Genomic DNA, 22,420 nt, shown 5'->3' on the forward strand with positions numbered 1-22,420 from the left:
TTTCTTTTCAAGTACAAGCTCTTCGGAGCTTAGGAACGAAGAGGTTATCTAAAACTTCTATTGCACGCTGTTGGGTCCTTGGGGATCGGGAGACCGAAATCCAAGGATCAAATAATCCCCTCCGGGGGATTTTCTGGTCTGGAGCGAGTCTTGACCTTCCTAATTGGAAGTAGAGATTCGTTACCGCCCGTACTTTGAGAACTACATAGTGGACGCGAGCATCTTATTTTAGATCCGACAATTTATTGTCGGGTCTCTTTGTGGTCAAGTTCTTAAGAGCACACGGTGGATGCCTTGGCAATAGGAGCCGAAGAAGGACGTAGTAATCTGCGATAAGCCTCGGGGAGTCGATAAACAGACTTTGATCCGAGGATTTCCGAATGGGGAAACCCAGCTGGACTAGATCCAGTTACTTCTAGCTGAATACATAGGCTAGATAGAGGGAACGTGGGGAAGTGAAACATCTCAGTACCCACAGGAAGAGAAAACAAAAGTGATTCCGTTAGTAGTGGCGAGCGAACGCGGAATAGGCCAAACCGATCATGTGTGATAGCCGGCAGGCGTTGCATGATCGGGGTTGTGGGACTTCTACGTTGGTCTGCCGACCAGCAACAGCAAGAAGCAATATAGACGAATGGTCTTGAAAGGCCAGTCATAGAGGGTGCCAACCCCGTAGTCGAAATGTTGTGGAAGTTGAAGAAGTATCCCAAGTAGTACGGAACCCGTGAAATTCTGTGCGAATCTGTCGGGACCACCCGATAAGCCTAAATACTACCTATTGACCGATAGCGGACAAGTACCGTGAGGGAAAGGTGAAAAGTACCCCGGGAGGGGAGTGAAATAGTACCTGAAACCGTGTGCTTACAATCCGTCGGAGCCAGCTTGTTCTGGTGACGGCGTGCCTTTTGAAGAATGAGCCTGAGAGTTAGTGATATGTGGCGAGGTTAACCCGTGTGGGGAAGCCGTAGCGAAAGCGAGTCTGAATAGGGCGATTCAGTCGCATGTCCTAGACCCGAAGCGAAGTGATCTACCCATGGCCAGGTTGAAGCGACGGTAAGACGTCGTGGAGGACCGAACCCACCAGAGTTGAAAATCTGGGGGATGAGCTGTGGGTAGGGGTGAAAGGCCAATCAAACTTCGTGATAGCTGGTTCTCTCCGAAATGCATTTAGGTGCAGCGTCTTGTGTTTCTTACTGGAGGTAGAGCTACTGGATGGCCGATGGGCCCTACAAGGTTACTGACGTCAGCCAAACTCCGAATGCCAGTAAGTGAGAACAAGGCAGTGAGACTGTGGGGGATAAGCTTCATAGTCGAGAGGGAAACAACCCAGACTACCAACTAAGGTCCCAAAGCGTGTGCTAAGTGGAAAAGGATGTGGAGTTGCATAGACAACCAGGAGGTTGGCTTAGAAGCAGCCACCCTTGAAAGAGTGCGTAATAGCTCACTGGTCAAGTGATTCCGCGCCGACAATGTAACGGGGCTCAAGCACACCACCGAAGTTGTAGCATTTGTACCATTGCCAGGCCTTCGTGGTCCAGGCGTACAGATGGGTAGGAGAGCGTCGTGTGGCGAGCGAAGCGGCGGAGTAATCCAGCCGTGGATGCCACACGAGTGAGAATTCAGGCATGAGTAGCGAAAGGGGAGTGAGAAACTCCCCGTCCGAAAGACCAAGGGTTCCAGGGCCAGGTTAATCCGCCCTGGGTAAGTCGGGACCTAAGGCGAGGCCGACAGGCGTAGTCGATGGACAACGGGTTGACATTCCCGTACCGGCGAAGAACCGCTCAAACTAATCCAGTAATGCTAAGTTTTCTAAGCTGCAGTGAAGCCTTCGGGTGGATCTGTGGTGGTGAACACGACCCTATTCTGGTGCGGTTAACGTATTAACAGGTGTGACGCAGGAAGGTAGCCTCCGCGGGGCGATGGTTGTCCCCGTTTAAGGATGTAGGGCGAGTGATAGGCAAATCCGTCACTCATTAAGCCTGAGATCTGATGATGAGCCCGCAAGGGTGAAGTGGGCGATCCTATGCTGCCAAGAAAAGCATCGACGTGAGGTTCTAGCTGCCCGTACCCCAAACCGACTCAGGTGGTCAGGTAGAGAATACTAAGGATATCGAGAGAATCGTGGTTAAGGAACTCGGCAAAATGCCCCCGTAACTTCGGGAGAAGGGGGGCCTGAGGGGTGTAGGAATTTACTTCCGAAGCCCTGTATGGCCGCAGAGACCAGTGAGTAGCGACTGTTTATCAAAAACACAGGTCCGTGCGAAGTTGCAAAACGATGTATACGGACTGACGCCTGCCCGGTGCTGGAAGGTTAAGAGGAAGGGTTAGCAGCAATGCAAAGCTCTGAATTTAAGCCCCAGTAAACGGCGGTGGTAACTATAACCATCCTAAGGTAGCGAAATTCCTTGTCGGGTAAGTTCCGACCTGCACGAATGGCGTAACGACTTCTCAGCTGTCTCAACCGCGAACTCGGCGAAATTGCACTACGAGTAAAGATGCTCGTTACGCGCAGAAGGACGAAAAGACCCCGTGACCTTTACTATAGTTTGGTATTGGTGATCGGTGTGATTTGTGTAGGATAGGTGGGAGACTTTGAAGCTTGGACGCTAGTTCAGGTGGAGTCGTTGTTGAAATACCACTCTGATCACTTCGGTTACCTAACCACGATCCGTAATCCGGATCTGGGACAGTGCCTGATGGGTAGTTTAACTGGGGCGGTTGCCTCCCAAAAAGTAACGGAGGCGCCCAAAGGTTCCCTCAACCTGGTTGGTAATCAGGTGTCGAGTGTAAGTGCACAAGGGAGCTTGACTGTGAGACTGACAAGTCGAGCAGGGACGAAAGTCGGGACTAGTGATCCGGCAGTGGCTTGTGGAAGCGCTGTCGCTCAACGGATAAAAGGTACCTCGGGGATAACAGGCTGATCTTGCCCAAGAGTCCATATCGACGGCATGGTTTGGCACCTCGATGTCGGCTCGTCGCATCCTGGGGCTGGAGTAGGTCCCAAGGGTTGGGCTGTTCGCCCATTAAAGCGGCACGCGAGCTGGGTTCAGAACGTCGTGAGACAGTTCGGTCTCTATCCTCTGCGCGCGTTGGAAATTTGAGAAGACCTATCCCTAGTACGAGAGGACCGGGATGGACGAACCTCTGGTGTGTCAGTTGTTCCGCCAGGAGCACCGCTGATTAGCTACGTTCGGGACGGATAACCGCTGAAAGCATCTAAGCGGGAAGCCAGCTTCAAGATGAGATTTCCATGACTTTTAGTCGAGAGGCTCGCAGCTAGATTACTGCGTTGATAGGCCGGATGTGGAAGTGGGGACTAAAGACCCATGGAGCTGACCGGTACTAATAAGCCAACTACTTGATAACAATTTTTTTGCTTGCGTCCACTATGTGGTTCCCGAGGTATGGGAACCAAAACAACACACTTCAATGTGTGCTGAACGAAACATAACTCAATAGTGTTTCGGCGGCCATAGCGGAGGGGAAACGCCCGGTTACATTCCGAACCCGGAAGCTAAGACCTCCTGCGCCGATGGTACTGCAAGGGTGACCTTGTGGGAGAGTAGGACACCGCCGGACTTAATTTAAAGGAGATAGCCACCAATTAATTGGTGGCTATCTTCATTTAAGGAAGAATTAGATCATGACCGATGACGACAAAAGACGCTCTCGTCCGCAGCGTCCAGCCGGAAGGTCCCCAAGGGATGCCCCCGCAGGTCGTGGTCAAAGACAAGATCAGGGTGAGCGGCCGATCTGGCAGCAGCGAGTTGAAATGCAGCGCGATCCAGATCGTGAAAAATCCCCAATCATTCCTGAATCCATAACTCCAAACGATGTAGACATGATCGTTCGGGTTCAGCTCAAGACCTTAACTGCCGAAAACGCCGAAATGGTTGCCAGACACCTGGCAATGGTTTCGCTTTTGATTGACCAAGATCCAGAACTAGCCCATAAGCACGCGCTATCGGCAGCTCGGCGAGCTGGTCGAATAGCGGTAGTTCGAGAAACAGTTGGGGTTACTGCTTATACCGTCGGGGACTACCCACTAGCCCTTCGAGAATTACTTGCTCATCGCAGAATTTCAGGCTCCAACGACCAGCTTCCGCTAATTGTTGATTCAGAGCGAGGCATGAACCGACCAGATAGAGCTCTAAAAATGGCAAGAGAAGCCGACAGAAAAACACTAACCCCCGCGGTTCGGGTGAACCTTGCTATTGCTACCAGCGGAGCGCGCTTGGATCTTGGGGAAAACGAACTTGCCCTATCAGAGCTTGAAATTCCTGAGCTGAACCCAGAAAAGGTCTTTGATTACTCTCCACCGCTATTTCGCGCCTACGCCAACACCCTTGAGATTCTTGGAAGAGCAGAAGATGCCAAAAAGTGGGCGGATTTGGCCCAGCGTGCCGAAATTGCTTTGGCTGGAAAGCCGGAAGATGTCTTAGAAATAGTCGAAGAAATCGAAATTCCAAAGTTCGCCGATCGTCCAAAATTTGATCCAACGGACAAACCAAGACCACCGTTTGAGAAAAAACCTTTCGAAAACCGTGGAACTGGCAAATCAAACCGTGGCTTTGACGGTCCAGGGAATACCGGCAGGAGCGCGCCGCGTGGCCGCTAACATTTTCGATCAGTTTGAAACTTTGCTACTGGATCTTGACGGAGTTATCTACGAGGGTAAAAACGCGGTTGCAGAAGCGGTTGAATCGATTACTGCCATTAGTTCAAATGGGATCAAGGTTGGCTACATCACCAACAATTCTTCACGAAAACCTGAAACTATCGCGGATCAACTGCGTGGTTTTGGAATTGAACTGTCGAAAGACGATGTAATTACTTCGGCTCAAGCTGGCGTTGAGCTACTGGCCACCATGATTCCCAAGGGTTCAAAAGTTTTGGTAGTGGGTGGAGAGGGACTTCGCTTCGAAGTTCAAGCTGCAGGTTTTGAACTAGTTTCACTAAGCGATGACAAGCCGGCGGCCGTCATTCAGGGTTTTGCGCCTGAGGTTGGTTGGAACGATTTGGCTGAGGCAAGCTACGCAATTCAAGGTGGAGCTAGGTGGGTAGCGACAAATCAAGACTGGACTATTCCGCGCGAAAAAGGTTTAGCTCCAGGAAATGGAACTTTGGTTTCCGCTGTACACACAGCGGTTGGCCAACTTCCTGTTGTTGCAGGCAAGCCTGAGCGGGCAATCTTTGAAACAGCGATGCGCAAATTTGAAGCAAAGAGTGCGATCTACGTTGGAGATCGACTAGACACCGATGTTGCAGGAGCCAATCAAGCAGGTCTTGGTTCAGCCCTTGTTATGACCGGAGTCACAACCCGGAAAGAGCTTCTGGCTGCTAAGCCCGACTCTAGACCTACATACATTCTCGAAACACTGAAGGATTTGCGAAGCGATTATCGTGCCCCTTCAAGGACCAAGCGGGGCTACAAACTCGGGGATGTTGAAGTTGAGCTGCTGGGCGAAAAAGTAGTGGTTAGTTTTGGGGACCCGAGGTCACTGGATGCTTTGAAAGCGGCCTGTATGACCATCTGGAACTGCGGTACGCCGATACATTTGCTCGACTTAGAAAGCGCACTTTACGAATAGGCTGGAGACAAGAAATGAGGAAAGCATGTCAGAACTACTAGATAATCTCTCGGGCGAAATTGCAAAGACTCGCGAGTTGCCACTTGATCAGCAGAGCGCTGCGTTCGAGATTATTCGGCAGAAGCTAGAGGCCATGATTGCCGACTCAAGGCCACAAGACTCTGAGTAATCTACGAATCGATTTATTGCTTGTTGAGCGAGGTCTGGCAAGATCTCGCGGTCACGCAGCTGACCTAGTCAAAGCCAAGCGCGTGCTAATTGGCACTAAGGAAATAACTAAACCCAGTTCGTCCGTTGCGATGGATTGTGAAATCACAATCATTCCAGCCGATGAGTATGTCTCGCGCGCAGGACTCAAGCTCAAAGGAGCACTCGATGCGTTTGGAGCTCTCGAGGTAGTAGGCAAAACCTGTCTTGACGTTGGGGCATCTACCGGCGGATTCACTGATGTTTTACTTCGCCACGGTGCCGCCAGAGTTGTCGCGATCGATGTGGGCCACGAACAGTTTGCTCCTGAATTGGTTAATAACCCAAGAGTTCAATCCTTCGAAGGCATCAATGCCCGCGAGGTCACATTGGGGGAGCTTCGTGAGCTAACCGATGACAAGAATCTGGAAATCGACCTAGTGGTAGCCGATCTATCCTTTATCTCTTTGACCCTGGTTCTTCCGGCACTTGCGGCACTGGCCCCGAAGGCGGATTTTGTACTACTTATAAAGCCTCAATTTGAGGTAGGAAAGCAGTCTTTGAGCGCCTCCGGTGTGGTCTCAGATCACAGATTAAGAGCCTCCGCAATCAAGCAGGTTGTGGATTGTTGCCACGAGTTAGGCCTTGGAATGCTTGGATTAGAGCGGTCTGAATTGCCTGGAACTCACGGGAACATTGAGTACCTGATTTGGATTAGTACTTCAGAGGCTCCAAATCGGTCAAAATGGACTGAGAGAATTGAGCAACTGGCCAGGGAGAGCAAATGACGAATCAGAGACTTGTTCTGCTGGTTTCCCATACCGCTCGTAAAGAGGCTCTTTCGGCAACATTGGAATGCGCAGAAGCGCTCCTAAAAGCCGGCATTACTCCTGTGATGGATAAGCAGGAACGTGCTGAAACCCTCGCTCACGCAAAGACTGTAAACAACTCATCAGCGGCTTCAATTCTTGAACTTGGAAAAGACACCCAAGAAGCTGATCTTGAACTTGCCGTGGTGCTCGGGGGCGATGGAACAATACTCAAAGCTGCAGAGCTCGTGCGTAATTCTCAGACTCCACTGCTTGGAATTAACCTAGGTCACGTTGGTTTTTTGGCTGAGAGTGAGAAAAACGAGATCAGCTCAACCATAGCCAGGGTCGTTGCCAAAGATTACTTGGTCACAGAGCGAATGACCCTAGATGTTGCCGTGAAGCTGGATGGTAAAGAGGTATACCGAACCTGGGCTCTGAACGAAGCCACGGTTGAAAAAAGCGCCAGAGAGCGCATGCTAGAAGTAGTTGTTGAAGTTGATGGAAGACCACTATCTAGCTTTGGCTGCGATGGAATTGTTGTCTCCACTCCAACCGGATCAACCGCTTACGCTTTTTCTGGCGGTGGGCCGGTTGTTTGGCCATCGGTTGATGCACTATTGATGGTTCCACTTAGCGCTCATGCTCTGTTTGCAAGACCACTTGTTATCAGCCCAAACTCACTTGTTGCTGTTGAAGTGCTTCAGCGTTCCGCTGGTGCGGGAGTGCTGTGGTGCGATGGTCGCAGAAGCACTGAGCTTCCAGTCGGTGCACGCGTTGAAGTTCGAAAGTCCGAAAAGCCGGTTCGTCTTGCAAGATTGAGTCAAGGTCCTTTCACTGATCGTTTGGTTCGTAAGTTCTCTCTACCCGTCGAAGGCTGGCGCGGTCCGGATTCAAAGAAGGCATAGCTTTTGATAGAACAAATCCACATTCGTGATCTGGGCGTCATCCGTGAAGCCCAGCTCGATCTTGGGCCGGGGCTAACGGTTTTAACCGGTGAAACCGGCGCTGGAAAAACTATGGTTTTGAATGCCCTCGGATTGCTGCTTGGTTCGAGATCCGATGCCAGCGCTGTTCGCAAAGGTCAAGAACAAGCCTTCGTTGAGGGTCGTTGGCTACTTCCCAAAGAAGCACTAGATCGAATCACTGCAGCGGGAATTGAAATCGAAGACGGAGAACTTTTAGTTTCCAGATCAATCTCATCTGAAGGCCGATCCAAGGCAACGGTTTCCGGAAGATCAGTGCCGGTTGGTGTTCTTACTGAAATTGGTGAGCACCTGGTTGTGGTGCACGGCCAATCCGATCAGATCAGGCTCAAATCAGCTGCCGCGCAGCGCGAGGCCTTAGATCAATTTGCCGGTGCTTCACTTGCAGCACTTACCGACAAGTATTCAGAGACGTATACCGCCTGGAAGATGGCTGCCAATAGGTTGCAGGTGCTAACCACCGAATCCTCATCCCGTGCTCGAGAAGCCGATGAGATAAGAGCTGCCGTCGAGGAGCTAACCAAACTAGATCCAAAATCAGGCGAAGATGTTGAGCTTTCCGAGCTTGCTGAAAAGCTAACTCACTTAGAGGAGCTTCGTATTGCAGCTGCTGCCGCTCACGAAGAGCTGAGCAGTGATTCATTCGATGACTCTTCCGATGCTTTGACAGCTATAGGTAAGGCTAGGCGAGCACTCGAGCAGGTAAGCAATCACGACCCAGAACTTGAAAAACTGGCCGAGCAACTAAAAGAAATCGGCTTCTCGTTGAACGAAACCGCAGCTAGCATCTCCAGCTACATCGCAGATCTAGATAACGACGGAGCATCGGAGCTGGAGAAAATCCAATCTCGTCGCGCAGAGCTATCCTCCGCGATGCGAAAGTATGGACCCACTCTTGATGAAGTAATTGCCTATCTGGAAACTGCAGGATCTCGCTTACTGGATCTAGATTCCTCCGATGAGGCAATAGCTTCGCTAACATTCGAAGAGCAGCAGTTGAGCAAACAAGCCCACGATTTGGCGGCGCAAATAAGTTCGATTAGAACCAAGGCAGCAGCTGAGTTGTCAGCGGCAGTAACAGCAGAGCTGTCAGCTTTAGCTATGACTGGCGCCAGTTTGGAAGCATCGGTTTCCAGGCTCAGTGAACTTACCACCCACGGGTTTGATCAGGTGGCTTTGTTGCTAACTGCCTACCCTGGAGCAGAACCTAGACCAATTGGTAAGGGAGCCTCTGGGGGAGAGCTTTCCAGAATCATGCTTGCAATCGAGGTTGTTTTGGCAAAGAGTGAGCTCGCGCCTACCTTTATCTTCGACGAAGTTGACGCCGGTGTTGGCGGTGCCGCTGCCAGTGAAGTCGGAAAACGCCTTGCAATGCTGGCTCGCAACGCTCAAGTGATAGTCGTGACCCACTTGCCACAGGTGGCAGCCTTTGCCAATAGACACCTGAGGGTTCTCAAGTCATCAACGACTGAATTCACCGCAACGGATGTTGTTCGCCTTGAAGGCGAGCAAGTTGTTGAGGAACTGGCTCGAATGCTCTCAGGTCTAAGTGAATCCGAGAGCGGAAGGTCCCACGCCAAGGAGCTTTTGGACTTAGCTCAAAGCGCCCTGGCAAAGTAATTTTGCGTGTCGTTGTGGATCATTGAACTTCACACCGTCGAACTAGTAAGATGAAATTCCATGGTAGAAACCTTGGATCCGGGTAGAACGAGACACATCTTCGTCACCGGAGGGGTAGCCAGTTCACTTGGAAAAGGCCTCACAGCTGCCAGTCTTGGAAATCTCCTTAGAGCACGTGGCCTCTCTGTTGTTATGCAGAAGCTGGACCCATACCTAAACGTTGACCCCGGAACAATGAACCCGTTCCAGCACGGTGAAGTGTTTGTCACTGAGGACGGCACTGAAACTGACCTAGATATCGGTCACTACGAACGCTTTTTGGACATCAACTTATCTCAAGCAGCCAACGTCACTACCGGTCAGGTCTACTCAACGGTTATTGCCAAAGAGCGACGCGGTGAATACTTGGGAGATACCGTTCAGGTAATTCCTCACATCACCGATGAAATCAAACGTCGGATGAGGTTGCAGGCCAACGAGGAACCAATTCCTGATGTGATTATCACTGAAATTGGTGGCACCGTAGGAGACATCGAATCCCAGCCTTTCTTGGAAGCCGCACGTCAAATTCGTCATGACGTAGGACGAGACAATGTGTTTTTCGTGCACGTATCCCTGGTTCCATACCTTGGTCCATCGGGGGAGCTAAAAACCAAGCCAACTCAGCACTCGGTGGCAATGCTTCGCTCCATCGGTATTCAGCCGGATGCAATTGTTTGCCGTTCAGACCGTGAGCTTCCAGAATCAATTAAGAAGAAAATCGCACTGATGTGTGACGTAGATATCAAAGCTGTTGTAAACGCGGCTGATGCCTCAAGTATTTACGCAATTCCAACAGTTTTGGACAATGAGGGTCTCGATGCCTACATCATCAAGGCTCTAGATCTAAAAGCCGGCGAGATTGACTGGAGCAGATGGTCATCCGTTCTAACGGCAGTTAACGAGCCCAAGCATGAAGTGACAATTGCTCTAGTTGGAAAATACATAGATCTTCCAGATGCATATCTTTCAGTGACTGAAGCTCTTAGAGCCGGAGGGTTTGCTCATCAGACTAAAGTCAACATTCGTTGGGTTCAGTCAGATGCATGTGAATCGGCTGAGGGTGCAGCAGCGCTGCTTTCTGATGTGGATGGAATATGCATCCCTGGTGGATTTGGAGTTCGAGGTATCGAAGGAAAACTCGGTGCTTTGAGATTTGCAAGAGAGCAGAAGATTCCAACTCTTGGTCTGTGTCTTGGACTTCAGTGCATGGTCATTGAATATTCCAGAAACGTTGCGGGTCTTGATGGAGCTTCCTCAACTGAATTTGACGAGAAGGCGAAGCACCCAGTTATTGCAACTATGGCTGAGCAAGTTGACATACTTGCAGCCGGTGAAATGGGCGGCACTATGCGTCTTGGTTCTTTCGAGGCAAAACTTTCCAAGGGATCGATAGTTGCTGAGGTTTATGGAACTGAAACAGTTACTGAAAGACACCGTCATCGCTACGAGGTAAACAACAGCTATCGCGATCAGCTAGAAAAAGCCGGGATTGTGTTTTCTGGAACATCACCGGATGGTTCGTTAGTTGAGTTCTTGGAGCTTCCAAGAGAAGTTCACCCTTATTACGTTTCCACTCAAGCCCACCCTGAATTCAAGTCTCGACCAACCAAGGGTCATCCACTCTTCGTTGGATTGGTGGAAGCAAGCCTTAAGCGTCAAGAAGCCAGCAGGCTCTTCGAGGTCAAGGATGCCTAACGACCAACCGGTCGAGATTCCGGCTCTAAGTAGCCGGTTGATACACAAAGGCATGGTTTGGGATTTAGTCTCTGACACATTTGATTTCAACGGCGAAGCGCTAACTCGTGAATACGTCAAGCACACCGGAGCAGTTGCTGTTTTGACCATCAACGAAAAGGATGAGCTGCTACTTATGAAGCAGTATCGTCGCCCAGTGGGTAGTTTCTTGATGGAATTTCCAGCTGGTTTGCTGGATGTTCCGGGGGAGCCCAAACTGGAGTGCGCAAAACGCGAGCTTGCGGAAGAGGCAAACCTTGCTGCAAGCAACTGGGAAGAATTGATCAGCTTTCATGCAACCCCTGGCGGTAATAGCGAAACCATCACCGTGTTTGTTGCCAAGGGCCTAAGTTCTGCAGATTCCGACTACGTCACTTCGGGAGAAGAAAAGGATATGCCTCAGAGCTGGGTGCCAATCCGTGAGGCACTAGCAAGCGTTCTGAATTCGGAGATAAAGAGCCCAACTGCCGTAGTTGGCATCATGGCTTACGCCCTAAAAACAGGTATCTTGGCAAAATGAAACCGCTTGCTCAACTAGTTGAGGAGTATCTTCGTCACCTGAGCATCGAACGCGGTCTTGCCAAAAACACCGTTGCTGCCTACAGACGAGATCTCACGGGCTATTTGCTCTTTCTTGAAAAGACCAGAATCAGTAATCCAGGTGAGATAACTGAAGAAACAGTCACCGAGTACCTAAAGTCAATTGCCGCATCCGGCGCTCTGGCATCTAATTCGGTGGCTCGAATGCTCGCTGGGGTTCGGGGACTTCATAAGTTCTGGCTATTTGAATCAATTACTTCCGGTGATCCAAGTGCGCGGGTGAAGCCGCCAAAGCTACCAAAACGCCTTCCTAAAGCCATCAGTGTGTTTGATGTTGAGAAACTAATTGATGCTTCTGGTCCAGATCCAGAAGCCGAAGATGCTACCGCACTGGACATGGCAAGGGTTCGAAACCGCGCCATCCTTGAACTGCTCTATGCAACAGGGGCTCGCATCAGCGAACTTACGGCGCTGAATCTTGATGATTTGTTAGATCCAACAATGATTCGGCTTTTTGGAAAAGGCTCCAAAGAACGAGTTGTGCCAGTGGGAAGCTTTGCCCAACGAGCCATCAGCACCTATTTGGTTCGTTCGCGACCAGCACTTATAGGGAAAGGAAAGGGGACACCGGCGCTTTTTTTGAACCAACGCGGAACCAGGCTTTCCAGACAATCGGCTTGGCAGATTATTAGTGACGCTGCCGATCAGGCCAAGATTTCGGGGGAGATTTCACCACACACACTGAGGCATTCTTTTGCTACCCATCTTTTGGAAGGCGGGGCCGATGTTCGAGTTGTTCAAGAACTGCTTGGTCACTCCTCGGTTGCCACCACCCAGATTTATACCCTGGTGACGGTTGATGCGTTGCGAGAGGTCTATGCAACTAGCCACCCGAGAGCCAGGAAATAGGGGTAATCTCAGGGCGGGTAGGCTATTAGCTCGGGAGGATTCATGGCACAGCGACCAGTAAAACGGCCAAAGTTTGAAATCCCCGCCCCTCTTTCTTCTCACGGTCCAGCGCGAATAATCGCGATGTGTAATCAAAAAGGCGGGGTGGGTAAAACCACCACAGCCATCAACCTAGCTTCAGCTCTTGCTGGCTATGGACGCAAAGTGTTAGTCGTAGATTTTGACCCACAGGGTGCTTTATCAGCTGGACTCGGTGTCGTGGCTCACGATATCAAGACCATTTACGATCTGATGGTTGAAAAAGACCTAAACGTCGAAGAAGTAATTGTCAAAACCAGCGTGAAGAATCTCGACGTTATTCCAGCCAACATCGATCTTTCGGCAGCTGAAGTTCAGCTGGTCAACGAGGTTGCCAGAGAACAGATTCTCGCTCGTATTCTTAGACCAATACTTGGCAACTACGACGTCATTATCATCGACTGCCAGCCATCCCTTGGCCTTCTGACGGTAAATGCTTTGACAGCTGCGCACGGAGTGCTAATTCCATTGAACTGCGAGTTCTTTGCTCTTCGTGGTGTTGCTTTGCTTATCGAGACCATTGAGAAAGTTCGTGACCGGCTAAATCCGGCAATCAAGCTCGATGGCATCTTGGCAACCATGTATGACCCGAGAACCCTGCACGCCCGTGAGGTAGTTGAGAGACTCTACGAAGCATTTGGTGAACAGGTTTTTGACACAATCGTAAACAGAACCGTGAAATTCCCGGATGCCACAATAGCGGCGTTGCCCATTTCAGAGTTTGCCCCCACATCAGATGCGGCCGAGTACTACCGGACCGTCGCGAGAGAGTTAGTCGCCCGTGGCAGCGCCCCATAGCCCAGATGTGCTGGAGCCTCCTAAGGACACCGGCTTTGCGCTAAAACTAAGTAACTTTGAAGGCCCCTTCGACCTTTTGCTGTCTTTGATTTCCAAGCACGAGATGGACATCACTGAAGTTTCACTTTCCAGAGTGACCGACGAATTCATTCAATATGTAAAGCAGCTAGATGAGCATGAAGAAATGGAACAGGCCAGCGAGTTTTTGGTGATTGCCGCAACGCTTCTTGATCTAAAGATTGTTAGCTTGCTGCCTAAGGGCGAACTAGTTGATGCAGAAGATGTGGCCCTGCTCGAAGCTAGAGATTTGCTGTTTGCAAGACTTCTGCAGTACAAGGCCTTCAAGGAAGTCTCTGGTTGGTTCCTATCTAGATTTGAAGTTGAAGCAAAGCGCCTAGCCCGCGATGTTCCAATTGAAACTCGCTTCCGTGAAAGCACCCCGGAGCTGGTTTGGACAATGACCCTGGAGGAATTCCATGCGCTTTCCTTGGATGTTTTCACACCTCGGGAGATTCCAGGAATTGGACTAACTCACCTTCACGCTCCAGCGGTTAGCATTCGAGAGCAAGCCACTGAAGTTATCTTGAGGCTTCGAAGGGCCGGGAGCCTTACATTTTTTGATCTGATTCGTGACGTATCGGATCGAGCAGTTGTGGTGGCAAGGTTCCTTGCCGTGTTGGAGCTGTATCGCCTCTCGGCGATTGCAATGCACCAGGATAGCCCGCTGGCTGATCTTCAGATCAGTTGGCAGGCTGACCACTTTGATGATGAACAACTAGCAAGTCTGGGAGCTGACTATGACTCTTGATGAGAATCAGGAATTCGAAAACACACTGCAGGAAGAAAGCATCGAGGGAGCTATCGAGGCAATCTTGATGGTTACCGATGCACCTATCTCATTGGTTGCCCTTGCGACCGCGCTAGAGATTCCAGTGAATCAGGTGCGTGATGCGGTTCACAAGCTTCGTGAAGACTACGAAGGCAAGGATGGAATCGGCGCCAGAGGATTTGAGCTTCGTGAAGTGGCCGGTGGTTGGAGAATCTACGTTCGCGAAAACTACGACTGGGCAGTAAAGATGTTTATTGCCAACGAGAACCCAACTAAGCTTTCCCAGGCTGCACTTGAGACTCTGTCGGTTATTGCTTACAAGCAGCCAATCGCACGTGGCCAGATTGCTTCGATTCGTGGAGTAAACGTCGACTCCGTTGTTCGCACCTTAACTTCAAGAGGATTAGTCACCGAGCTTTACACTGACTCTGAAACCGGAGCGATTCACTACGGAACTACTTCGTTGCTTCTTGAGCAGTTGGGGATTAATTCGCTGGACCAGCTTCCACCGATTAGCCCTTACCTACCCGATATAAACAGTGACTTTAATGAGCGATAAACCCGAAGGGATAAGACTTCAAAAAGTCTTAGCTGCTGCAGGGGTTGCCTCCAGGCGCGTTTGCGAGGAGATGATTGTTGCCGGTTCTGTAAAGGTAAATGGCAAGGTCGTCACCGAGCTTGGAACCAGAATTGATCCAGAGCGCGACAAGGTAGTAGTCAAGGGAACACCAATCCAGCTGGATGTCACCAAGGTTTACCTAATGCTGAACAAGCCCTACGGGGTAGTTAGCAGCATGCAGGATGAACATGGTCGACCTGATTTGAGTCAGTATGCGCTCGATTACGAGCGAGTCTTCAATGTCGGAAGGCTAGATGCAGAAACTACTGGACTGCTGCTTTTGACCAACGATGGAGATCTGGCTCATAAGCTTTTGCACCCATCTTTTGAGGTGACCAAGACTTATCAAGCTAAAGTTCACGGACAGATTACTCAGCCAATCTTAAACAAGTTGATTGCTGGGGTAGAGCTCGAAGATGGCCCGGCTAGAGCCGATAAGGCAAGACTGCTCTCGGCGTCGGGAAACCACAGCCTGGTTGAGATTGAGCTACACAGCGGAAAGAACAGAATCGTTCGTCGAATGTTCGAATCTGTTGGATTTCCCGTTGTAGCGCTGGTTAGACGACAATTTGGTCCGCTACATTTAGGCCACTTGAACCTAGGACATATCCGTCAGCTCAGTAAAATAGAGGTCGGTGTGCTTTTGAAAGCGGCAGACAAGAAGAGGCAATGAGATGGCAATGCGAGCAATCAGGGGAGCGATCCAGCTAGATAGCGATGAGCGCGAACACCTGCTCAAATCAACCGCTGAGCTTTTGTCTAAAACTCTCCACGCCAACAACGTTGATTCTTCTAAGTTGATTTCTATTCTTTTCACCGCTACCCCCGACATCACATCTGAATTCCCAGCCCTTGCCGCCAGAGAGCTCGGCCTTGGCGATGTTCCGCTTATGTGCTTTGTTGAAATGGACGTTGCTGGAGCAATGCCGAGAGTTATTCGGGTTTTGATCAACGCAGATTTGGATATTCCTAGAAGCGAAATTCAGCACATCTACCTGCGGGGCGCTACTGCTCTCCGCTTGGATTTAGCGCAGTGAGCACAGCGCGCGTAGCCGGACCAGTAAAAATCGTAGGCTCCGGCCTAATTGGAACCTCCATTGGCCTTGCTCTCACGCAAGCCGGGGTTCAAGTTCTTATCTCTGATAGCTCACCAGCTGTTCAGGATCTTGCAGTTGACTTCGGAGCTGGCGAAGTGTTCAAAGATGGGCAGAACCCAGCTCTTGTGATTGTTTGCGTTCCGCCAGATGTCACGGCTTCAGTTATTGCGCACCAACTCGAGCTTCACCCCAATGCCACAGTGACCGATGTTGCAAGTGTGAAAGCTACAATTCTCGAAAAGCTAGAGGAAACAACAGCTGATCTTTCCAGATACGTCGGATCGCACCCGATGGCCGGGCGCGAGCAAGCCGGCGCACTTGCCGGAAGAAGCGACATCTTTATTGGAAGACCCTGGGTGATTAGCCCTAGCAAGCAATCCGCTAAGTCCTCGGTTGACTTGGTTGAAGCATTGGCTTTAGATCTTGGCGCAACCTTGGTGCACTTGAATCCAAACGATCACGACCGTGCGGTTGCCCTGGTTTCTCATGCGCCACAGTTAGTAGCTTCCCTTCTTGCCGCCAGACTCTTCGACTCGGAATCAAAAGATGTATCTCTGGCTGGCCAGGGTCTTAGAGACACCACCCGTATCGCAGCCTCTGATCCAAAGCTCTGGATTCAGATTCTTGCCGCTAACAGTCAAGAAGTTGCAAAGGTGATTCAGGCACTAAAGGTTGATCTGGATCAAGTTCTTGAAGCGTTGCAGCAAGTTAGCAAGCCTGGTTCTCTTGCTTCTTTGGGCAAGCTTTTGGAAGCAGGAAATCTAGGGGTTGCTCGAATTCCTGGAAAGCACGGTCAATCGGCAACCCAGTACTCCAAGGTGATTGTCATGATTGACGATAAGCCGGGTGAGCTTGCAAGATTGCTTACGGAGGTCGGTGAGGTTGGAATCAACCTTGAGGATTTGACCCTTGAGCACGCAACTGGAGCAGCGGTTGGATTACCTGAGCTATACGTTCTTCCTTCAGCTGAAAAGCAGTTGGTATCTGAGCTAACTAACCGCGGCTGGAAAATAGTCGGATGAGTCAGGTAGTTGTAGCAGTCGATGGACCAGCAGGATCAGGTAAATCGAGTGTTTCCAAAAAGGCTGCACAGGAACTTGGCTTTGGCTATCTCGATACTGGAGCTGGCTACCGAGCCCTTACTCTCACTGCGCTAAACAATGACCTTGATCTCGAAAAAGTGGGGGAGCTGGATCTAGGGAAAATCTTTCCTTACTCAATTTCGACCGATCCATCGAACTATTGGGTCAAAGTTGGTGGCGCTGACCTTACAGAAGGTATTCGGTCTAAAGAAGTAGAGCTGAACGTCAGTAAGGTAGCAGCTCAGCCAAAGGTGCGGGCATTTATGCGCGAGATCACTAGATCTATTGCAGCTGCCTGCCAATTGCCCGGAATCATCGTTGAAGGACGAGATATCACCACAGTTGTCCTGCCTGATGCCCAAACTCGGGTGCTGCTAACTGCCAGTGAAGAAGTTAGACTTGGAAGAAGAGCAGTTGATCTGCAGGCCGATGGTTCAATTTCGGCTCAGGTAAGCGATCGGGACAAGAAAGACTCCAAAGTGGTGGATTTTCTAAATCCTGCGCCCGGGGTAACACTGCTAGACACCACAGATCTTTCACTTGAAGGTTCCGTGGCTGCCCTGGTTGATCTAATCAACCACTAAATAAAGCTAGGGAACTATGGATCACGAAGAGAACTTCGACGAGCAAGCGCGCGCTGACGTGCTGCGCGGCTCCCTTAGCGAATACGAACTAGATGAAGAAGACTTAGCGCTTCTCGATATAGAACTTGATGATTCTGCTGTTCCGGGCTACCTGCCGGCCTTACCGGTGCTGGCAATTGTTGGTCGCCCAAACGTTGGCAAATCAGCCCTGGTAAATAGAATTCTTGGCCGACGCGAAGCCGTTGTCGAAGATGTTCCCGGTGTCACAAGGGACCGCGTTTCATACAAAGCCGAATGGAACGGCCGCAAGTTCACACTGGTTGATACCGGTGGTTGGGAGCCGAACCCCAAGGGTATTGATGCAGCTGTTGCCGCCCAGGCCGAGGTTGCAGTTGAGCTATCTGATGCAGTCTTGTTTGTTGTGGATGCGATGGTTGGTCCAACCGCAAGCGATGAGCGAGTGGTGAAGATGCTTCGAGCATCAGGTAAGCCAGTTGTTCTAGTTGCCAACAAGATTGACGATGCCAGACAAGAACCAGAAGCTGCTGCGCTTTGGTCCCTAGGTCTTGGCGAGCCACTTCCTGTTTCCGCCGTTCACGGTCGGGGGGTGGCGGACATGCTGGATGTCGCACTATCGAAGCTTCCGAGTGTTTCCACTGTTGCCCAGCAGGAGTTTGGCGGACCCAGAAGAGTTGCACTCATTGGACGACCTAACGTGGGCAAGTCCTCACTTTTGAATAAGGCTGCCGGCAGCATCCGAGCTGTTGTTAGCGAGATTGCTGGAACCACCCGTGACCCGGTCGATGAGCAAATTGAGCTCGGTGGCAAGATCTGGCGCTTTGTAGACACCGCAGGTATCAGAAGGCGCATCAAGCTCGCCCAAGGAGCGGATTTTTACGCGTCTTTGAGAACAGCTGCAGCCCTTGAGCGAACTGAAGTTGCAGTTATCTTGTTCGATGTCACTGAGCCAATCAGCGAAGGCGATATTCGAATTGTTGACCTGGCACTGGAATCGGGCCGCGCGCTGGTGCTGGCATTCAATAAGTGGGATCAGCTCGATGAGGAGCGAAGACGCTATCTCGAGCGAGAAATTGAGCAAGATCTAGCTCACGTGTCTTGGGCGCCAAGGGTGAATATTTCTGCGCTAACCGGCAGGCACTTGGAAAAGCTGGTGCCGTCTTTGGAAGTTGCCCTGCACAGCTGGGACCTTCGAATTCCAACCGGAAAGCTAAACACCTTTATACAGGAACTCGCAATGGAGTTTCCTCACCCGGTGCGAGGTGGCAAACAGCCTAGAATTTTGTTCGCAACCCAGGCTTCGACTAGACCGCCGAAGTTCATCCTTTTCACAACAGGCTTTTTGGATCCCCAGTACCGCAGGTTCATTGTTAGACGCCTTCGCGAAAGCTTTGGGTTTGAGGGAACTCCGATCGAAGTATCGATGCGGGTCCGCGAAAAACGCAAGCGCTAGAATTCTTCCAAGAACGGGCTATAGCGCAGCTTGGTAGCGCGCTTGACTGGGGGTCAAGAGGTCGTGGGTTCAAATCCCGCTAGCCCGACAAGGCAGCCAAGACAATCTCTTTGACAATCTCAAACCCAATAGACTCAAGCCATGACCTCGGGCAAATCAGCTGGCTTTCTCAATGGTGAGGTAGTCAACATCCCCAACCTTTTGAGCTTTCTTCGAATTGCGTTGGTCCCGGTATTTCTATGGTTTCTGCTCGATGAGTTTTTTCTAGCGGCGATTGTTGTCTTGGCTGTTGCCGGGCTAACCGATTTTCTAGATGGGTACTTGGCTAGAAAGCTGAACCAGACCACAAAGCTTGGCAAGATGCTTGATCCAGTTGCCGACAGACTCTACATCTTCGCTACCTTGCTGGCGCTATCTGCCACGGGATATGTTCCTTGGTGGCTTGCTGGTCTTGTAATCTTGCGCGATGTGCTGATGCTTGTGTCTCTTCCGGTCTTGGCATCGGTGGGATACCGGTCGCTTCCGGTTCACTACCTAGGCAAGGCCAGTACCTTCGCTCTGCTTTATTCCTTCCCGCTTTTGCTCATGGGGAAGATCTTCACCGAGGCAGCATTTATCATCACCCCGATTGCCTGGGCCTTTGCCCTCTGGGGAGTGGCTCTTTACTGGTGGTCGGGCTTTGTCTATCTCTGGCACCTGGTTTTACTGATTCGGAAAGAGCGTCAGAAAGCCACTAATGTAAATGTAAGCAAAAGGGGAGAGTGATGGAAGATAACCAGGGCAAGAACGAGGTCGAATCGACCCTTCGCTTCAACTCCGAGTGGCTAAACGAGGAAAACCAGTCCCTGAGCCCTGAGCACCAGGCCGCTGTTGACGCCCTTCCAGCACGGCACGCCCTGTTGGTTGTCCGAGCAGGACCTAAAGCTGGAGCAAGGTTCCTGCTTGATAGCGATGTCACCACCGTCGGCAGACATCCAAATGCGGATATCTTTCTAGACGACGTGACTGTCTCGAGAAGGCATGCTGAATTCCATCGTCACGGCAACTCCTTCCAAGTTGAGGATTTGGCATCGCTGAATGGAACCTATTACGATGGGGTTCGGATTGAGAGTGCCCTGCTAGAAGAGGGTGCCGAAGTTCAAATCGGTAAATTCCGACTTACGTTTTATTCTTCGAAAGCAGCAGGCAACAACTAATGGGTTCAGCGCAGAGCAACGTTAGGGCAATTTCCTCAAGCGGGAAGTTGTTCACTATCGGTCAAGTGCTCAGCGTGCTAAATCCAGAGTTTCCAGATCTTTCGCCTTCTAAACTTCGCTTTCTCGAAGAGCAAGGCCTAATTGAGCCTCAGCGAACTCCAGCAGGTTACCGAAAGTTTTCCGAGCAGGATGTTCAGCGCACCAGAGTAATTCTCGAGCTGCAAAGAGATCAGTATCTTCCACTGCGCGTTATCCGCGAATACCTGGAGCAACTCGATTCCGGAAAAAGCCCAAACCTTCCTCAGGTGCAGTCTTCGGTTTCTAAGCTCCAGCCAAAAAACCCAATCAAGCTAACCAAGGTAGCTCTCATGAGCGAAACTGGAATCAGCGCCGGCTTACTTCAAGAAGCCCAGACTCTTACCTTGATTGCAAAAGAGCCATTTGAATCTTCCGACTTAGAAATTGCAAGAGCGATTGTTCATCTGCAGCGGTTTGGAATTTCACCCAGGCACCTTCGCGGACTAAAAGCATCTGCCGAGCGTGAGATTGGAATCATCGAGGGCGTTGTTGCACCGGTATTGGGCAAGAACGAAGCGGCCAGCAAATCAAGAGCTGCTCATTACGCCCAGGAAATCGAGAATCAGTTCGCCGCCATCCGCGGTGAGCTTATAAAGTCGGTTATTTCCAAGATCGACCAGTAGCAAACCCTTTACCTACGCACCCGACACGCCGTAAGGCAGGATTAACTGGTGTTGTTACCTCCAAGAGGGGACAATTAGAGCCTTGAAGCCTAATTTCCAAGGGAGCGTGAAATGTCTGACAACTCAATTTTTGAAGACGGCATGCTCTTTACTGACGGCCTAATTTCCCAGGACCCTAAAGTTGGCTACCGCGGAACTGCTGCGGCCTCTGCTGCTGGAATCAGCTACCGACAGCTTGACTATTGGGATCGAACTTCTCTAGTTCAGCCTTCTGTTCGCTCAGCAACAGGTTCTGGTTCACAGCGTCTTTACGCGTTCCGTGACATTTTGGTTCTAAAGCTTGTCAAGCGTCTTCTAGATACCGGTGTATCTCTTCAGCAGATCCGTATCGCGGTTGACCAGTTGCGCGCTGCGGGACTAAACGATCTTGCACGAATTACCCTGATGAGCGATGGGGCGAGAGTCTACCTTTGCACATCAGAGGATGAAGTAATTGACCTTCTTGGCAGAGGACAGGGAGTCTTCGGAATCGCTGTTGGCCGAGTGCTTCGTGAAGTGGAAGCTTCACTAGTGAACATCGCTACATTGCACCTAGATGACATGGATGAGCTTGCAGCAAGACGGGCAAGCAGAAAAGCTGTTTAGCTTTTAGTCATCATCCAGGTTCAGAACCGCTTCTAGCGATGAACCTCTTCTGATTCGAACCGACTTGGTTGCCTTTTTGTTGCGCTTAAGAGATCTTGAGCTGTGCTCAATAGCTGGAGCCTCGAAGACCTTCTCCAAAACATCCTCAAAGTTCTGAGCCATCTTGGATGCAATTTCTCCTGGCCAGCTGTGGATTGGTCGCGCCGCACCTTGAGCCTGTTGAATAGCGGAGTGCTCTTCGATAGCAATTGACAAAAGCTTTGGACCAAACAACTGCTCCAACTCTGCGTAGCGAAACTGGTGCTCTTTGGATGCCGGGATGTATCTATTGACTAGAACACCAAGAGCTTGAAGTCTTCCAGCTGTTTGCTTACTGATTTCAGCGATGGCCCTGATGGCGCGGTCGGCTGCCAGCACCGAGAAAATCGATGGTTCTGCAACAATCAACACCTTGTCGCTGGCAGTCCAGGCCAATTGAGTAAGTCCATTCAGGGATGGCGGGGTATCGATGATCACGATGTCGTACTCTGTCTCGACTCGGCTCAGAGCCTCCTCTAGCCTCCATAGGTCTCGCTTTGTTGGAGTTGGGCTATCAAACTCGACTACCTTTGGGCTTCCTGGTAACAGGTCCATAACTCCACCTGACAAAGACTCCCAATCACTGACTACGATTGCCTTATGCACATTGGCGTGCTTGGGAAGTTTGAGAACCTCAGCACAAGTTGCCTTCAATTCACGAGTGGCACCGAGAGCAGTGGTTGCATCAGACTGCGGGTCTAGATCAACCACCAAGGTGCGAAGTCCTCTATTCAAAGCAGCAGAGGCCAGCCCCAAGGCTACGGTGGTCTTTCCGACCCCGCCTTTTAGGGAACTGACACTTAGTACATACACCCAAATAGGCTA

The 22,420-nt window shown here is 50.7% G+C and carries 22 protein-coding genes, 1 tRNA gene and 2 rRNA genes; 24 read left to right on the forward strand and 1 reads right to left on the reverse strand.

Annotated features, from left to right (window positions below; genetic code table 11):
* The first annotated feature begins 262 nt into the window (after positions 1–262).
* From AC8GDC_RS02725 to AC8GDC_RS02840, 24 genes are all read left to right on the forward strand, one after another.
* Positions 263–3,366 (forward strand): 23S ribosomal RNA (locus AC8GDC_RS02725).
* A 96-nt stretch (positions 3,367–3,462) separates the two neighbouring features.
* Positions 3,463–3,579 (forward strand): 5S ribosomal RNA (gene rrf, locus AC8GDC_RS02730).
* A 64-nt stretch (positions 3,580–3,643) separates the two neighbouring features.
* Entirely contained in the window at positions 3,644–4,618 is a 975-nt protein-coding gene (locus AC8GDC_RS02735; RefSeq protein ID WP_506558352.1) for a hypothetical protein, read from the forward strand.
* A complete protein-coding gene (locus tag AC8GDC_RS02740; RefSeq protein WP_506558353.1) occupies positions 4,608–5,591 on the forward strand; it encodes an HAD-IIA family hydrolase in 984 nt (327 codons plus the stop codon). Before AC8GDC_RS02735 ends, AC8GDC_RS02740 begins: the two co-directional genes overlap by 11 nt.
* 25 nt (positions 5,592–5,616) lie before the next feature.
* On the forward strand, positions 5,617–5,760 hold the full coding sequence (locus AC8GDC_RS02745) for a hypothetical protein (protein ID WP_506558354.1): 144 nt from the start codon (positions 5,617–5,619) through the stop codon (positions 5,758–5,760).
* Positions 5,729–6,565, forward strand: a complete 837-nt coding sequence (locus tag AC8GDC_RS02750; RefSeq protein ID WP_506558355.1) for a TlyA family RNA methyltransferase — start codon at positions 5,729–5,731, stop codon at positions 6,563–6,565. The genes AC8GDC_RS02745 and AC8GDC_RS02750 overlap by 32 nt, the downstream gene beginning before the upstream one ends.
* A complete protein-coding gene (locus AC8GDC_RS02755) occupies positions 6,562–7,494 on the forward strand; it encodes an NAD kinase (protein ID WP_506558356.1) in 933 nt (310 codons plus the stop codon). Before AC8GDC_RS02750 ends, AC8GDC_RS02755 begins: the two co-directional genes overlap by 4 nt.
* Before the next feature lie 3 nt (positions 7,495–7,497).
* Positions 7,498–9,192, forward strand: a complete 1,695-nt coding sequence (gene recN, locus AC8GDC_RS02760) for a DNA repair protein RecN (protein ID WP_506558357.1) — start codon at positions 7,498–7,500, stop codon at positions 9,190–9,192.
* A 60-nt stretch (positions 9,193–9,252) separates the two neighbouring features.
* Complete coding sequence (gene pyrG, locus AC8GDC_RS02765) at positions 9,253–10,929, forward strand: CTP synthase (RefSeq protein ID WP_506558358.1); 1,677 nt, start codon at positions 9,253–9,255, stop codon at positions 10,927–10,929.
* Positions 10,922–11,488 (forward strand): NUDIX domain-containing protein, encoded by a 567-nt coding sequence (locus AC8GDC_RS02770; protein WP_506558359.1) that lies wholly within the window; start codon positions 10,922–10,924, stop codon positions 11,486–11,488. Before pyrG ends, AC8GDC_RS02770 begins: the two co-directional genes overlap by 8 nt.
* A complete protein-coding gene (gene xerD, locus AC8GDC_RS02775; protein ID WP_506558360.1) occupies positions 11,485–12,417 on the forward strand; it encodes a site-specific tyrosine recombinase XerD in 933 nt (310 codons plus the stop codon). Before AC8GDC_RS02770 ends, xerD begins: the two co-directional genes overlap by 4 nt.
* Positions 12,418–12,459: 42 nt before the next feature.
* Positions 12,460–13,293, forward strand: coding sequence for a ParA family protein (locus AC8GDC_RS02780; protein WP_506558361.1), 834 nt, complete (start codon positions 12,460–12,462; stop codon positions 13,291–13,293).
* On the forward strand, positions 13,277–14,101 hold the full coding sequence (locus tag AC8GDC_RS02785; protein ID WP_506558362.1) for a segregation and condensation protein A: 825 nt from the start codon (positions 13,277–13,279) through the stop codon (positions 14,099–14,101). Before AC8GDC_RS02780 ends, AC8GDC_RS02785 begins: the two co-directional genes overlap by 17 nt.
* Positions 14,091–14,681: an SMC-Scp complex subunit ScpB gene (gene scpB, locus AC8GDC_RS02790; protein WP_506558363.1), complete on the forward strand. Its 591-nt coding sequence runs from the start codon at positions 14,091–14,093 to the stop codon at positions 14,679–14,681. The genes AC8GDC_RS02785 and scpB overlap by 11 nt, the downstream gene beginning before the upstream one ends.
* Positions 14,671–15,414: a pseudouridine synthase gene (locus tag AC8GDC_RS02795; protein ID WP_506558364.1), complete on the forward strand. Its 744-nt coding sequence runs from the start codon at positions 14,671–14,673 to the stop codon at positions 15,412–15,414. The genes scpB and AC8GDC_RS02795 overlap by 11 nt, the downstream gene beginning before the upstream one ends.
* A gap of 1 nt (position 15,415) precedes the next feature.
* A complete protein-coding gene (aroH, locus tag AC8GDC_RS02800; protein ID WP_506558365.1) occupies positions 15,416–15,778 on the forward strand; it encodes a chorismate mutase in 363 nt (120 codons plus the stop codon).
* Entirely contained in the window at positions 15,775–16,860 is a 1,086-nt protein-coding gene (locus AC8GDC_RS02805) for a prephenate dehydrogenase (protein ID WP_506558366.1), read from the forward strand. The genes aroH and AC8GDC_RS02805 overlap by 4 nt, the downstream gene beginning before the upstream one ends.
* Complete coding sequence (gene cmk / locus AC8GDC_RS02810) at positions 16,857–17,504, forward strand: (d)CMP kinase (protein WP_506558367.1); 648 nt, start codon at positions 16,857–16,859, stop codon at positions 17,502–17,504. The genes AC8GDC_RS02805 and cmk overlap by 4 nt, the downstream gene beginning before the upstream one ends.
* Positions 17,505–17,520: 16 nt before the next feature.
* Positions 17,521–18,975 carry a ribosome biogenesis GTPase Der gene (der, locus tag AC8GDC_RS02815; RefSeq protein ID WP_506558368.1) on the forward strand — a complete coding sequence of 485 codons (1,455 nt, stop codon included), beginning with the start codon at positions 17,521–17,523 and terminating at the stop codon, positions 18,973–18,975.
* Positions 18,976–18,989: 14 nt separating this feature from the next.
* Positions 18,990–19,063, forward strand: a tRNA-Pro gene (locus AC8GDC_RS02820).
* Positions 19,064–19,116: 53 nt separating this feature from the next.
* Entirely contained in the window at positions 19,117–19,740 is a 624-nt protein-coding gene (locus AC8GDC_RS02825; protein WP_506558369.1) for a CDP-alcohol phosphatidyltransferase family protein, read from the forward strand.
* Positions 19,740–20,171: an FHA domain-containing protein gene (locus AC8GDC_RS02830; RefSeq protein WP_506558370.1), complete on the forward strand. Its 432-nt coding sequence runs from the start codon at positions 19,740–19,742 to the stop codon at positions 20,169–20,171. The genes AC8GDC_RS02825 and AC8GDC_RS02830 overlap by 1 nt, the downstream gene beginning before the upstream one ends.
* Positions 20,171–20,872, forward strand: coding sequence for a transcriptional regulator FtsR (gene ftsR / locus AC8GDC_RS02835; protein ID WP_506558371.1), 702 nt, complete (start codon positions 20,171–20,173; stop codon positions 20,870–20,872). Before AC8GDC_RS02830 ends, ftsR begins: the two co-directional genes overlap by 1 nt.
* A 111-nt stretch (positions 20,873–20,983) precedes the next feature.
* A complete protein-coding gene (locus tag AC8GDC_RS02840) occupies positions 20,984–21,517 on the forward strand; it encodes a MerR family transcriptional regulator (protein ID WP_506558372.1) in 534 nt (177 codons plus the stop codon).
* A 3-nt stretch (positions 21,518–21,520) separates the two neighbouring features.
* On the opposite strand, the gene AC8GDC_RS02845 is transcribed toward AC8GDC_RS02840, so the two are convergent.
* Positions 21,521–22,408 (reverse strand): ParA family protein, encoded by an 888-nt coding sequence (locus AC8GDC_RS02845; protein ID WP_506558373.1) that lies wholly within the window; start codon positions 22,406–22,408, stop codon positions 21,521–21,523.
* Positions 22,409–22,420: the final 12 nt, after the last annotated feature.

It is taken from the genome of Rhodoluna miladensis (SeqCode) (genome assembly GCF_965234705.1).
Classification (GTDB): Bacteria; Actinomycetota; Actinomycetes; order Actinomycetales; family Microbacteriaceae; genus Rhodoluna; species Rhodoluna miladensis.